General features: G+C 61.0%; 15 protein-coding genes. 4 read left to right on the forward strand and 11 right to left on the reverse strand.

All coding sequences use genetic code 11. The features are described from left to right. Positions 1-195: 195 nt before the first annotated feature. Both B7X90_RS15220 and B7X90_RS15225 read right to left on the reverse strand, forming a co-directional pair. Positions 196-573 carry a hypothetical protein gene (locus B7X90_RS15220; protein WP_292625803.1) on the reverse strand — a complete coding sequence of 126 codons (378 nt, stop codon included), beginning with the start codon at positions 571-573 and terminating at the stop codon, positions 196-198. A gap of 165 nt (positions 574-738) precedes the next feature. Further along, positions 739-1,311 (reverse strand): helix-turn-helix transcriptional regulator, encoded by a 573-nt coding sequence (locus B7X90_RS15225; protein WP_292625805.1) that lies wholly within the window; start codon positions 1,309-1,311, stop codon positions 739-741. Positions 1,312-1,649: 338 nt separating this feature from the next. Between B7X90_RS15225 and B7X90_RS15230 the strand changes: the two genes are divergently transcribed. From B7X90_RS15230 to B7X90_RS15240, 3 genes are read left to right on the forward strand one after another with little or no spacing between them, the layout of a single operon-like run. Continuing rightward, complete coding sequence (locus B7X90_RS15230) at positions 1,650-3,311, forward strand: histidine kinase (protein ID WP_292625807.1); 1,662 nt, start codon at positions 1,650-1,652, stop codon at positions 3,309-3,311. Beyond that, positions 3,308-3,934: a response regulator transcription factor gene (locus tag B7X90_RS15235; RefSeq protein ID WP_292625808.1), complete on the forward strand. Its 627-nt coding sequence runs from the start codon at positions 3,308-3,310 to the stop codon at positions 3,932-3,934. The genes B7X90_RS15230 and B7X90_RS15235 overlap by 4 nt, the downstream gene beginning before the upstream one ends. A 14-nt stretch (positions 3,935-3,948) precedes the next feature. Further along, entirely contained in the window at positions 3,949-4,344 is a 396-nt protein-coding gene (locus B7X90_RS15240) for a Rap1a/Tai family immunity protein (RefSeq protein ID WP_292625810.1), read from the forward strand. A gap of 215 nt (positions 4,345-4,559) precedes the next feature. Here the strand turns inward: B7X90_RS15240 and B7X90_RS15245 are convergent, their stop codons facing one another. Together B7X90_RS15245 and B7X90_RS15250 are read right to left on the reverse strand one after the other, a co-directional pair. Then, entirely contained in the window at positions 4,560-5,402 is an 843-nt protein-coding gene (locus B7X90_RS15245) for a class III extradiol dioxygenase family protein (RefSeq protein WP_292625812.1), read from the reverse strand. Further along, positions 5,402-5,815, reverse strand: a complete 414-nt coding sequence (locus B7X90_RS15250; protein ID WP_292625814.1) for a protocatechuate 4,5-dioxygenase subunit alpha — start codon at positions 5,813-5,815, stop codon at positions 5,402-5,404. Before B7X90_RS15250 ends, B7X90_RS15245 begins: the two co-directional genes overlap by 1 nt. 325 nt (positions 5,816-6,140) lie before the next feature. On the opposite strand from B7X90_RS15250, the gene B7X90_RS15255 reads away from it, so the two are divergent. After that, positions 6,141-6,512 carry a hypothetical protein gene (locus B7X90_RS15255; protein WP_292625816.1) on the forward strand — a complete coding sequence of 124 codons (372 nt, stop codon included), beginning with the start codon at positions 6,141-6,143 and terminating at the stop codon, positions 6,510-6,512. Positions 6,513-6,522: 10 nt separating this feature from the next. Here B7X90_RS15255 and B7X90_RS15260 read toward each other — a convergent pair whose 3' ends face one another. The 7 genes from B7X90_RS15260 to B7X90_RS15290 all read right to left on the reverse strand — a co-directional run bounded on the left by B7X90_RS15260 (position 6,523) and on the right by B7X90_RS15290 (position 12,526). Beyond that, positions 6,523-8,331, reverse strand: coding sequence for an SLC13 family permease (locus B7X90_RS15260; protein WP_292625818.1), 1,809 nt, complete (start codon positions 8,329-8,331; stop codon positions 6,523-6,525). 55 nt (positions 8,332-8,386) lie between these two features. Beyond that, a complete protein-coding gene (locus tag B7X90_RS15265; protein ID WP_292625819.1) occupies positions 8,387-8,836 on the reverse strand; it encodes an ankyrin repeat domain-containing protein in 450 nt (149 codons plus the stop codon). Beyond that, the gene (locus B7X90_RS15270) at positions 8,830-9,615 is read right to left on the reverse strand and encodes an Mbeg1-like protein (RefSeq protein WP_292625824.1); all 786 of its coding nucleotides are present in this window, start codon (positions 9,613-9,615) and stop codon (positions 8,830-8,832) included. The genes B7X90_RS15265 and B7X90_RS15270 overlap by 7 nt, the downstream gene beginning before the upstream one ends. A gap of 75 nt (positions 9,616-9,690) precedes the next feature. After that, positions 9,691-10,032, reverse strand: a complete 342-nt coding sequence (locus B7X90_RS15275) for a hypothetical protein (RefSeq protein WP_292625821.1) — start codon at positions 10,030-10,032, stop codon at positions 9,691-9,693. Between the two features lie 312 nt (positions 10,033-10,344). Next, on the reverse strand, positions 10,345-10,923 hold the full coding sequence (locus B7X90_RS15280) for a hypothetical protein (RefSeq protein ID WP_292625826.1): 579 nt from the start codon (positions 10,921-10,923) through the stop codon (positions 10,345-10,347). A gap of 459 nt (positions 10,924-11,382) precedes the next feature. Next, entirely contained in the window at positions 11,383-11,685 is a 303-nt protein-coding gene (locus tag B7X90_RS15285; protein WP_292625822.1) for a hypothetical protein, read from the reverse strand. Continuing rightward, the gene (locus tag B7X90_RS15290) at positions 11,678-12,526 is read right to left on the reverse strand and encodes a type ISP restriction/modification enzyme (RefSeq protein WP_292625828.1); all 849 of its coding nucleotides are present in this window, start codon (positions 12,524-12,526) and stop codon (positions 11,678-11,680) included. Before B7X90_RS15290 ends, B7X90_RS15285 begins: the two co-directional genes overlap by 8 nt. Between the last annotated feature and the right edge of the window lie 49 nt (positions 12,527-12,575).

A 12,575-nucleotide genomic window follows, 5' to 3' on the forward strand; every position in this document is an offset into this window, starting at 1 on the left:
CTTCTCCAGGTTCGAGTTCGCATCCGAACCCTAACAGAAGATCGACGGTGGCTACCCTGTCAGGGAAACCTTCTTACACCACCCAGTGGGACACGACCTGGCGGCAACCACCAACTTGTACGACCAGATCATTTCCATTGGCAGATCATTCCCATTGGCGGAACCAATCGCAGGGCATTTGCCAACCTGAACCGGTCAAGCCGCGCGCACGAGGCCGATGGTCTGTCCTGCGTCGCCAGCAGAGCCTGCAGGTGGGCAATCATCGGCAAGGCCGGAACCCATTTCGCGGCCCACATCCAGCAGCTTGCCGTGAACGCGTGCCATCTCGCCACTGGCATCCAGCATCGCCTTCTGGCTTGCGGCAAGCCGCAGCAGGGCTTCCTGGCCGGTGAAGGGGCCGACGGCCGTTTCGCGGCGGGCACGCACCATCGTGGCAAGCAGGTTGGCCTGACGGATCAGGGCTTCATCCAGCGCGGCTTCGGCTTCGTGCAGATCGCGGGTGATGCGCAGGCCGTGGATGTTGACGGGGTTGTTCGGTGCCGAGTTGGCGGCAGTTGAAGTGACAGATTTCATGGTAGCTCCCACCTGCCGCTCTTGCGATGCGACAGGCCCCTATCAAATGGATGGCAGCGCCCCCGCGCCGGTCATCCGGTTCATGACAGGAGATGCAATTCGGGGCCGCTATCCCATCGACCTTCCCGGACTTTCCTGCCCGGTCATTCCCGGTAGTTCATCCGTTCAGCGATCCAGCAGGGTTGAAAGCTGTGCGTACATGCTCAGCCCTCCCAGTAGGATCAGGATCATGAACACCGTCAGGCCGCCGATAAATCCCAGCCGCATGAGGGTGCCGTTCGGCCCTTCAAACATCTCCGGGAGAACGCGGTGGTAGACAACTTCATCGTCCCTGACCGTCGCAGAAAGCGGTGATAAAGGTCCGGCGTTGTTTCCGAATTCGATCCCAGGTGTTGCCACCCGAACCGGAAACTCTGCCGGAGATGCGTCGTCAACCGCGTTCTCCTGAGCCGGTATTGCACCGGGAAGGGGCGGAAAGCCTACATGGGAATGTTCATATACGGGTTGTTCGTATACCTCGACGAGCCGTCGGTAGGCTTGGGCCACTTCACCTCGGGTGGCCACGCCAAGCTTGGACCGCGCAAACATGATGCGCTGGTCCACTGTATGCGGCGATATACCAAGGGTGCGCGATATTTCCTTTGACGTCTTGTGCTGGATCAGCAAATCGAGCACCTCCCGCTGCTTGGAAGTCAACTCGACCAGAGGATTATCGAACAGCTCACCGACCACTGTCATAGTTATATTGCACCCTTGGAGTCTTCACCCTTGAAAGGGTAAATGAACAACTGTTCTATAATGCCCGAAGAACCTTGATTTTCCAATGGCTGTTTCGTTAACAGAACCCTTCTGGATGAGTCGGCACAGATTTCTGCGGTCCTCAGCCCAGATGCGTCGAACTGAGAACGGCCAGACCTTGTCCTTCGTTGATCTCAACATGCCATTCTGGGCCAAATCACCTTGATGTGTCCCGAATCGCTCAACGCTTCACATCTTGCATAAGATAGGGAATCGGATAGCGCCTGTGAGGACGCATCCGGTTGAGCATCAGGGCCGGGAAGCATCAGGGGAATCGCTTGGATTTCTGGAAATCGCAACGTCGCAGTTCGGGGCGGGTGGTGGCAACCGGTCGGGCCGTGCTGGCGCTCGCGTTTCTTCTGGCCATTTGGCTGGACCCGCACCCCGCAGCGCGCGATTCGGATGTCAGCCTGCTGCTGTTGAGCGCCTATCTTGCGTGGACAGCTGGCCTCATGGTCATCGCCTGGCGCAGCTGGTGGTTCGATTATGTACTGGCGCCGGTCGCGCAGGGTGTCGATATCGTCATGTTCGTCGGCGCGGTTTTCCTTGCCGAAAGCCATGACAGCGAATTCCAGAGCCCGTTTCTCGCCTTTGCGGCGTTCCTTCTGATTGCAGCGATGGTCCGCTGGAACTGGAGAGCGACGGCGCTGACCGCAATCACACTGCTGCTGACCAATGTCGTGTTCGGTCTGGTGCTCCATTATACCGGGTATGATATCGATCTGTTCCGCCTGTCGCGGCGCATTCTCTACATCGTCCTGCTCTCGTCCATGCTGATCTGGCTCAGTATGTCGCGCGGGGAAGAGCGCATGGCGGTCATGCCGGAGCCGCAAGGTATTCCAGGAGAGCGGCGCGATATCGTTCTGGATGGCGCGCTTGCCTTCATCGCCTCGCTGCTTGGTGCGCGCAAGGCGGTCTTCGCTTTTGCCAGCAGTGAAGAACCGTGGATCGAATTGCGCGAGTTTGGAGCGGACGGTATCACATCTCGCCGGCTCGAACCCGACAAGTTCGCAGAAGAACTGCTCGCACCGCGCCGCGCCGCGCTGTTCGATACAGCACGCAAGCGCGAACTCGCCGAGGCTGATGACAGTGGCCTGCTTGTCGCAAAGGTGGGGCCGGATGCTGGTGCAGCAATTCCAGGGCTGGCGCTGCATCTTGGCATCGTTGATGGATTGGTGGTGCCGGTGCAGTGCGCCACCGGCTCCGGCCAGATCATCTTGTGGGATGCAGACAATCTGACCTTCGACGATATCAGTCTGCTTTCCGCATTTGGCGATGAAATCGCGCATTTGCTTGATCGCGAAGAAATGGCTCGGCTGACGCGGGTAGAGGTTGAAACCGGGGTCCGGCAGGCCGTGGCGCGCGATCTGCATGACAGTGTCGCCCAGTTTCTGGCTGGCACGCTGTTTCGGCTCGAAGCGTTGCGCCGCTGGATTCATGAGGGTAACGATCCCGATGGAGAGATCAACTCGATCAAGAATGCCCTGCGCCGCGAACAGGCGCAGTTACGCCTTCTTATCGAACGGCTGCGGCGCGGTCAGGAAGGGGATCGCCGCACCGAGATTGCCGAGGAACTCCAAGCACTGCTGGCCGAGGCCGGAGGGCACTGGTCCATAGCCACAGAACTGAACGTGCCTCCCTATCCGCTGCTCGTTCCGGTGCAGCTTTCATACGAAATCCGCCAGATCGTGCGCGAAGCGATCGCCAATGCTGCCCGTCACGGCAACTGTCGCAAAGTAAGTGTCGCCATGATACATACCAAAGGGCAGTTGCAACTCAGCATCAGCGATGATGGTGTAGGTTTTTCGGGATCGTCTTCCCCTGTGCGTCCACGCTCGATCAGCGAGCGAGTGGAAGCCCTTGGCGGGCATTTTGAACTGCATTCGGACGCGGGCGGTGCCCGTCTCGAAATCGCCCTGAATACTGGAGAACTCGCATGATACCCGTCCTCGTGGCCGATGATCACGGCTTTATCCGCGCCGGTGTCGAGGCTGTGCTGCGGGGCACCCGCTTTTCCATCGTCGCCGCCACCGCCAGCGGCGAAGAAACGCTCGATGCGATAAAGACCCATGATCCGGCCATCGTTCTTCTCGACATCAACATGCCGGGCATGAACGGAGTGCAGACACTCGAAGCCTTGCGCGAGCGTGGTGATACGCGTCCGGTGGTCCTGCTCACTGCCGGGATCAATGATCGCCAGCTTATCTCGGTCATGCGTGCCGGAGTTGAAGGCATCATTTCAAAGGATGGTGGCGAGGATGATCTGATCGACGTGCTGGAAAAGGTCCACGCCGGGCAAAAGGCGATCCAGCCTGATTTCCTTCAGCGCGCGCTCGATCTCTCGCTCAAGCCCAGTGCCCAAGGCCCTCTGTCAAAGCTCAACCCGCGTGAACGCAAGATCACTGCACTCGTCGCGCGGGGTATGCGCAACCGCGATATCGGAGCCGAACTCGGCATCGGAGAAGGGACCGTCAAAGTCTACCTCCACACCATCTATCAGAAGCTTGGCATCGACAATCGCACCGAACTCGCGCTGATGGTGGTAAACGAACAAGATGGGTGAGGGGGATCAATTGTGTGGGCTCAGGTGTTAGCCTTGGCATGATTGCCCGGACTTTGCCTTTTGCCCTGTTGCTGATCGCAGCGCCTGCCCATGCTGAATGGATGAGCGGCGAACAACTTCATGAAACGTGCGCTGCCACCACGTCTGTGGATCGGGCCATGTGCCTCACTTACGTCATCGGCGTGCTCGACGGTTTCCGCGATCTTGACCGCCCGCCCGTGACCCCGCCTGAAACGAGCGCAGGCGAGGTGCGCAGCGTCGTCGCCCGCTACCTCGCCGACAACCCCGGGAAGCGCACTCTTCAGGGCCGCGAAGTCATCCGCGCGGCCATCATTACGGAATGGCCCAAGCTCCAGCCGGCCAAGCCGAAGCCCAAACCGAAGCCGAAGCCTCGCAAGAAGCGCCGCTAATCTTTGGGGTTTATATCGCTTGCAAACACGTACCCGATTTTTTCGTCGTTGCGAGCGTAGCGAAGCAATCCAGAGCGCCGCTGCGCTGACACTGGATTGCTCCGTCGACTACGTCTCCTCGCAATGACGAGACAGTGTTTGCAAACGCAATAATCGCCTAATCTTTAGAGCACTTTTCGACCAATCGTGGTGAGCCAGATTGGTCGAAAAGTGCTCTAGGCTGGCCCCAGCAACACACTCGCCGCAGCAGTATTGCTGATCGGAATATGATAGTTGCGGCTCACTTCAGTCATCGCTGCATCGCCCATGGCCCCGCGCGCCGCGATCCAGTTGAGGATCTCCACCCCTTGCGTGCCAGCCAGTTCGGCCACCTGCTCGGCCGAATGTCCGGTCAGGGCATCAGGATTGGCGGCAAGGTTATCCAGACAGAACAGGTCATAGTCCGGGTTCATGAACCCCGCTCGTGGCCCGTCCAACTGGTGCGAAAGCCCGCCTGTGCCGCAAATCAGCACACGCTCGTCGCCGCCCCATGATTGCAGCGCCCGATGCACCGCACGCCCCAGCGCCAGACAGCGCTTCGGGCTAGGCAGCGGATATTGCACCGTATTTATCGAGATCGGCACCAGCTTGATCGGCCAGCTTTCAACCCCCGGATAGACCAGTTCGAACGGGATCGACACCGCATGGTCCACCAGCATCTTCTGGCATGTCGTGATGTCAAACTCGTCGCGCACCAAAGCGTCGATCACGTGCCACGAAAGCGCGGGATGCCCCTCGAAGCTTTTGTAGACCGGCAGCCCCCAGCCTTCGTCCGCATTGTCATACTGCGGTGCTGCCCCCACCGCGAAGGTCGGCATCTTGTCGAGGAAGAAGTTCAGCCCGTGGTCGTTGGAAAATACCACTGCCACGTCTGGCTTCGCCTCGGTCAGCCATTCGCGGATGGGAGGATAGCCTTCGAAGAACGGCTTCCAATAGGGCGTTTCCTGATCGCCCCGCACAATCGCGCCACCGATGCCCGGAACATGGCTGGTGAAATAGCCTCCGATGATCTTCGCCATCACACGTTCTCCTTCAGCCTGGCACCTGCGGGAATTTCATCCGCCCAGCGCACCAGCATCGCCTTGAATTCATCAACCGACATGCCCGTCTGCAACGCGCCCAGATCCTGCACGCCAAGGCCGAAGATCCCCGCCAGCTTGGCAAGGTAATAGACGTTCCCCCCGGCATCGAGCATGGCCAGCACGTTGCGGTCAGCCACTGCCTTGCGCTGCTCCGGTGTCAGGCCAAACTTCGCGCAATAGGCTTCCTCGTCGGCCACAAATGCGTCGCGGTTCGCCTTTTCGTTGAAGGAAAAGCACATTGCGTTCAGCGCAAAGCCGCGGGTTGCCAATCCGCCATCAAACAGCGGAATGGCGCGCCTGAGTTGGTCGTCAGACATGGCGTTGTCTTCACCCACAAGATCGAATGTCATCGAATTGCCCTCCCAAACAGGCTTGGCCCAAACAGACTTGGTAAGGGAAGGTTGTATGCAACACATACAAACTCTCATTGACGCAGATCAAACCCGCAGCCCTGTGAGCCCGCGCTCGCGCCTGCGCCGCAGGCGGAAGGCCGCTCAACAAACTCCCCACCCGCAGGCGGGAGGGCGCCTAACGAACTCCCCTCCCGCAGGCGGGAGGGGTTGGGGGAGGGCATGTTACCCAAGGCTCATTACCCACCACCCAACCAAAACCTTACCACCCCCTAAGTAACGTAACGGAATTTCCCCATGCCCGACAAAGGCGTATTCCCACGCCATGCCGCTCACCAACGCCGAACGTCAGCGCCGCTATCGCCAGCGCCTCAAAGCGAAGGCCTCCGGTGCCAATGTCGTCGAGCAGGTCCATTTCACGGTGGAGCGTGCCATCCACGCCCTTTGGGACTATCACGAAAGGCCCGGCCCCGGCGGCGTCCTGTGGTCAAACATCGATGGCTGCCACACGCTCGGCCAATATCGGTCAGAGCTTGAACGCTCGCCTGCCAACCTCATTCAGGCCTGCCGCGCCTTCCATCCCGGCTTCGAAGGCCTTACGCCCAATGAAGCCCGCACGGTGGCAGACGTCATAGAGATCGCCGATGCCCTGCGCCTTGCCACCCCCACGCCTATCCGCATTCCGGGGATGGATTGAGTTTGCAGCCTCAATAGGCCCAATTGATTGCAAGACACGCAGCAATGCCCACCACCACATTCATCGGAACGCCAATTTTCACGAAGTCCATGAACCGGTAATTGGCCGCGCCATAAACCAGCGTGTTGGTCTGATAGCCGACCGGCGTGGCAAAGCTCGCACTTGCGCCGAACATGATAGCCACGATCAAGGGGCGCGCGTCGATGCCCAGAACCGATGCCAGTCCAATGGCGATAGGCGTCATGATTACCGCAACCGCATTGTTGGTCACCGTTTCGGTCAGCAGGCTGGTCACCGTATAGATGGCAATCAGCAGCATCAACGGTGACATCGTGGTCAGCATCGGCTGGACGCTCGACACGATCAGGTCGACGGTCCCGGCGTTTTCCAGCCCTTTGCCAAAAGCCAGCATCCCGAAAATCAACACCAGTGTGTTGCCGTCAATCGATGCCCAGGCATCTTCCGGTTCCAGGCAACGCAGCAGCAGCACAACACCCACACCGGCCAGCGCCAGTGCCTCAATGGGCCAGCCGAACACGGCCGCCATGATGACTACGCCCGCCATTGTGGCCACGGCAATCGGCGCTTTGGTTCGGCGGAAGGCGCGCACCGAGGCCTCATTCACATCGCTCAGTCCCACATTGGCTTGCAATGCGTGCGCCGCGTCGCTGCCTGCTGCAATCAGCAGCCGATCACCGGCCCGAACGCGCACATTGGCAAGGTCTGGCCCTGCAACATGCCGAGGCCGCGCCAGTCCCAGCACACGCACTTTCAGCCGCGAAAGCAGAGGAATATCGGCCAGCCTGCGCCCGATCACCGGATGCGAAGGCGAAATGACCGCCTGAATCAGTCGAAGATCCTTCGGGCGCTCGGCTCCCGCTGTCTCGATTCCGCCGCCCACGCCCATCAGTCCGGTTTTGAAATCGTGAGCTTCGGCCAATGAAGCCAGTTCAACCGGGCTGGCCGCCACGATCAATTGGTCGCCTGCTTTCAGCACCCAGTTTTCGCAATCGTGCCGCTCGATCGCCTTGCCGCGCTGAATGCCCACCAGTCGCAGGCCGGGGCGTCGGAACAGGGCAATGTCCTTGATCTTCCGGCCGACCATGCCGCTCTCGGCCACTACTGTCAGGTGCGAAAGGAACGTGTCGTTCTCGCTCTGCTCGTCCATCGCGTGCGCCGCGCGGTCGGGTAGCAGGAATTTGCCGGTGATCAGCAGCAGGACCAGCCCCGCCGCTGCCGCGCACAGGCCCACCAGCGTGATCTCGAATACGCCGAAGGGTGCCAGCCCCTGCTCCTGCGCCACACCGTCCACCAGCAGATTGGTCGATGTGCCGATCAGCGTCAGCGTGCCGCCCAGGATCGAAATATACGATAGCGGAATCAGCAGCCGTGTCGCCGCCACGCCCAGCACGCGGGCCAGCCGCTGGATAATCGGGATCATCACGATCACCACCGGCGTGTTGTTCATAAAGGCCGATGCCACCATCGTGCCGACGGAAATTTCTGCCACAGCCAGCCGTGGCTTGCGCATGGTCCGGCCGATCACCCACCCCGAAATCGCCTCAAGCGCCCCGGTGCGCAGCAACGCGCCTGACAGCACGAACATTGCCGCAATCGTGATCGGCGCGGGGTTGCTGAACACGCCCAGCAGTTCCTGCGGGGACAGAAAGCCAAGGCCCATCATCAGCAGCCCGCCCACGGCGGCAATCACCACCGGCGGCAACCGTTCCATCGCAAAGGCCACGAAGATGCCTGCCAGCAGCACCAGCCCGATAAGTGGCCCAAACCCCGAAACGAGCGATTCAATATAGGATACCATCACCGCGCTTGTGCATCGCCAGCCCGCCCGGCACCAGCCAAAACGACAAAATAGCTCAGGCCGGAGGCCAGCGCTTCTCGGCCAGCATCACTTTGACCACTGCCGGTTCTGCCGCCGGGAACGGATAGCCCCGCTGCCGCAGTTGCTCCAGCACCCTGTCCCGCGCTTCGGCTTCGGGGCCGCGCTGCAACATGCTGTTCTGCGCGGCATAGCCCACCGTCCAGCCGAACTTGCTGGCGGCCAGCACGTTCGCCCCTTTGCCGATCAGGTATTCGGCGATCCTGAACTGGTCTGTCTTGGCCGCAAGGATCAGCGGCGTTTGCAGCTTGCGGTCGGTCTGATCGATCGGCGCCCCGCTTTCCACAAGCTGGCGCACGCGGTTTTCGTCCATGTTCATCACGGCCTCGATCAGGTTCTCGCTCGATCCGTGCATCCCGCAACCTCCTGTCAACGCCATCAGCAAAGCCGGAACCAGCCGCCCGCCTCTCATCAAAGCCTTCAGCATCGGCACCCCTGCGCCGCCGCTTTCTGTTCCAGCTGATCGTGCCTGGCCTGCAACGCCGGGTTCACGCTGGCCATGCCGTGCAGATCGACTGAGCGCAACAGCGCAGCCTTGGCATATTTATAGGCCCCCCGTGCCGGGATCAGCGCGTCCACCCAGTTCAGCTGCGCGCGGGTATAGGCGCTGGCCGTGCCGGGCGCCGGATCGATGGCATAGGGCGTGCCCGAAGCCTCAGGCGCCAGCACCGGGACATAGCGCATGGAGTTCTGCACGCCCGTCAAGATCTCGCCGTTCACGCGCACCGCATCGATCGGCGGCGCGTTGAACCAGCTGCGGTTGAACACATGCAGCCCCGCCGCGTTGAACGTCGATGCCGGCAGCCCCGTGGTATGCGCCGCCGCGCTCGCCAGCCCGCCGCCCAGCGAGTGGCCCACGAACTTCACGCTCTTCACGCCTTGGTGCCCGATTCCCGCCTTGGCGTCCTGCGCGATCGATTTGGCCTGCGAATAATAGCTCGAATACCCGACCGACCCTTGCCCCGCATTGGCCTGCCAGTCCGATACCGACGTCATCGTCGTGCCCTTGAACGCCACCTTGTAGTTCCCGGCGCCATCGGTAAACACGCCCGCCCGAAACTGGCTGCCCGGCGGCGTCAGGTCTTGCGGGTCAAGGTTGAGCTTGGCCAGCTCGTCGGCATCGGTCACTTCGGTCCAGCCCGGCACGTTGCGCTGGCCCGAAGGATTGTAGACCTCGGTCGCCATCTGCGCCTCGGTCTGCAGCATCTTCACTTTCGCCAGTTCCGCACAGATCGTGGGACACGCCGCAGGGCAGGGCTGAACAAGCGCGTTGCCCAAGGCTCAGTCCGATCCCACCGTCTGCGCGATCTGCACAATCGCCCGCAACCGCGCCACATCGTCTACCGGAGAAACCAGCACGTCCATCACCGCCAGATACTGCATGTCGCCCATATCGGGCATAGCCTGCCGCGCCACGATAAAGCCATACATCTGCCGATCTTCGCGCAGGCCCGTGGCCGCAAACTCCTCGGCAAACTGCGTCAGCAGCAACTGGCAATCCGCCGCCCCGCGAATGCCGATCAGCCCCGCGTGCTCCTGCCACCACCGCGCCATGCGCGATGCCGCGTCAACGCCATAGGCGGCGTTCATCCCGGCAATCGTGGTCTCGGAAATCTGCAGCATCAACCCGCCATCCCGCAAAGCGATTCGCGTCAGACGTTACTCCGCAATCGCCCCACCGCAATAGCACCCCCATCCATCCCCCACCGTGACCTTGCGCACAACCGTCCCAAAGCCCGCCCACTCCCCGTCCGCTGGGCGATGCATACGCCTTTCTGATCTTCGTCACCCCGGACTTGATCCGGGGTCCATTTCTCGACCGGAAGCCTTGGTCAGACTGGCGAAATGGATCCTGAGCCGTAGGCCAGCGAAGCTAAACAAGTTCAGGATGACGATAATGCAGTTACATTGCCGAACAGGACTATCGCCATCCGCTCATCCTGAGCCTGTCGAAGGATCATCCTGCGCCTGCCCAATGCCCCGCGCCCCCAAAACCTCATCCCGCATGGCCAGCAACCGCGCATGAAGCGATTCCCGCACCTCCTCCGCCCGCGCCATGGCCTCCGCCTCCCGCTCCGCCGCCCACTTCGCCTTCAAAGCCTCGTAAACCGGATGCCCCTCGCGCAGATCGGCCAGCTTCACCGCGCCATACTTCTCCGGCCGCCGCGATCGCAGCAGGAACATCAGCAGCGCCGTATTATAGTGCGTCCAGTGGGTGACGACCTTCCCGCGTGAGACCACCGGCCGCTCTTCCCCCGCAATCGCCCGCTCCAGCGCACAATCCTCCAGCCGGGAATAGCCGCGCTCCACCGCCGCATCCCACGCCGCCGCAAAGCCCTCCGCCCCCTCCCGATGCCGCAACTTGTAAAGCGCCTCCATCGAAGCCCCGATGCCCCGCGCCGCCTGGCTCACGATGCCGGTAGCCGCCAGCGAGGCAATGAACCGCCGCTGCTTGTCCGGCGTGATCGAATTGCGCCGAGGCGCCACATGCACATAAGGCGCAAAGTCCAACACCCCCTCCTCCACCAAATCCACCCGCGCCACCCGAGAAGTCCGCTTATCCTCCCCGGCACGGGGAGGGGGACCGCCCGCACAGCGGGTGGTGGAGGGGGCCATCGTTTGAAGCGAAAGTTCCTCCCCGGTACGGGGAGGGGGACCACCGAAGGTGGTGGAGGGGGCCATCGGTTTAATCAGCCCAAGATCCTCCCCGGAACGGGGAGGGGGACCGCCGAAGGTGGTGGAGGGGTCGATAGGCTGCAAAATGTCACAACCCTCCCCAGCCTGTCCCCGCTCACCCTGAGCCTGTCGAAGGGGCCCACCCCGATCTCGCCGAATACTCATCCCCCACAACTAACCCATACGGTTAAATGTAGGAAAGCAAAAAAGGAAAAAAGCGCAAAATCACCCACCAAAAACACGAGGGCCATCGCCCTCGCGCTCCCGAGTGTTTGGCGCAAATCCTCTAAACGTGCGTCAGGCGGCCAGCTTCAGCCGTTCCAGTTCGCGCGCAAATTCGAATCGCAGTTGCGCCGCTTCATCTTCAGGCAGCCAGTTGGCCATTTGCGGGAACACGATGCGCCACACACGCGCCTTCTTCTCGGGCCACGGCAGGGTGTCAGCGGCCTTTGCTGTTTCCAGCAGAGCGTGCAACTTCTCCCGCACCCGGTTGGGGTCGGGCGTTATATCTGGCTGGGGCACATGCGGCATCCGATCCGGCGAATCGCCGAACAGGCTCGCTTGCCCGTTTAGATCGGAATTGCCGAACAGATCAGTCATTCTCGCCGTCAGCCTCTTGCACTGCACTTGCGGGGAATCCCAGTTCCGCGCGGGTCATAGTATCGGCCAAGGTCGCCTCAAGGACAAGGTCGGCCTCACCAAACCAATGGATAAGTTCGTGGATACGCGCCGCCACATCACGCAGTTCGGGCCAGTACGTTTCCACCGAAAGCCCTTTGCGGCCCTCGATCCAGCGCGGCAGGACGCGGTATCCCGATACGGAAAACTGCCAAACCGCTGCGGGCAGACCGGTGGCTACAGACACTGGCTTGCCAGCATCACGCGATAGAAAAAGAGTGCCATCGACCCACCCTATGTCGTCGATAGTCTCCGTCCCGTTCAGATCGCGCGCCAGCTTGCAGAACGCCTTCGGGCGGAATGCGGGTGCAGCCGGTCGCTGAAACGCTTCAAGTGCTCTGATTTCGGCACCGATCCGCGCCGCCTCGGCAAACGTCGCGTGGCTGGCCGGGAATGGCACATGCGGGAATACGTCCTCAAGGTCTTCGGCAAACTGATAGGAATAACTTTGTGCAGAAAGCAGGCATAGAATAGCATCAAAAACTTCTTCAGGCGTTGCCTGTAGCCCATAAGCTTCGGCAAGCGCTGTGAGCAGGGCGGGATTAAGGTTGTGCGCAATCGGCCCTTTGCGCCGGTCGTAAAGCGGAAACGCATATCCCCCATAACTGCCCCTGAATGCATGACGGTCTGGGTAGCCAGAATATGTCCAACTGGCAGGTCCTTGGCCTGTGTTGTTCGGCAGGCTGAAAAGGCAACAATTCTCGGTGCCCCAAGCTAAGGCCTGTGGACATTTAGGGGATTCCCTTTTTCTGCGAGATCGGATTCAAGACTGGCGAAGGGAGAGCTGGTTTGGATCGACACGGATTGAGCGA

Origin of the sequence: Novosphingobium sp. 17-62-19 (genome assembly GCF_002256775.1) — a bacterium.
Taxonomy (GTDB): Bacteria; Pseudomonadota; Alphaproteobacteria; order Sphingomonadales; family Sphingomonadaceae; genus Novosphingobium.

Bases quoted from the DNA above. Each gene is read 5' to 3' on its own strand.
- B7X90_RS15220 (WP_292625803.1), bottom strand. From the start codon at position 573: ATGAAATCTGTCACTTCAACTGCCGCCAACTCGGCACCGAACAACCCC.
- B7X90_RS15225 (WP_292625805.1), bottom strand. From the start codon at position 1,311: ATGACAGTGGTCGGTGAGCTGTTCGATAATCCTCTGGTCGAGTTGACT.
- B7X90_RS15235 (WP_292625808.1), top strand. From the start codon at position 3,308: ATGATACCCGTCCTCGTGGCCGATGATCACGGCTTTATCCGCGCCGGT.
- B7X90_RS15245 (WP_292625812.1), bottom strand. From the start codon at position 5,402: ATGGCGAAGATCATCGGAGGCTATTTCACCAGCCATGTTCCGGGCATC.
- B7X90_RS15250 (WP_292625814.1), bottom strand. From the start codon at position 5,815: ATGACATTCGATCTTGTGGGTGAAGACAACGCCATGTCTGACGACCAA.
- B7X90_RS15255 (WP_292625816.1), top strand. From the start codon at position 6,141: ATGCCGCTCACCAACGCCGAACGTCAGCGCCGCTATCGCCAGCGCCTC.
- B7X90_RS15260 (WP_292625818.1), bottom strand. From the start codon at position 8,331: ATGGTATCCTATATTGAATCGCTCGTTTCGGGGTTTGGGCCACTTATC.
- B7X90_RS15265 (WP_292625819.1), bottom strand. From the start codon at position 8,836: ATGCTGAAGGCTTTGATGAGAGGCGGGCGGCTGGTTCCGGCTTTGCTG.
- B7X90_RS15270 (WP_292625824.1), bottom strand. From the start codon at position 9,615: ATGCTGCAGACCGAGGCGCAGATGGCGACCGAGGTCTACAATCCTTCG.
- B7X90_RS15275 (WP_292625821.1), bottom strand. From the start codon at position 10,032: ATGCTGCAGATTTCCGAGACCACGATTGCCGGGATGAACGCCGCCTAT.
- B7X90_RS15285 (WP_292625822.1), bottom strand. From the start codon at position 11,685: ATGACTGATCTGTTCGGCAATTCCGATCTAAACGGGCAAGCGAGCCTG.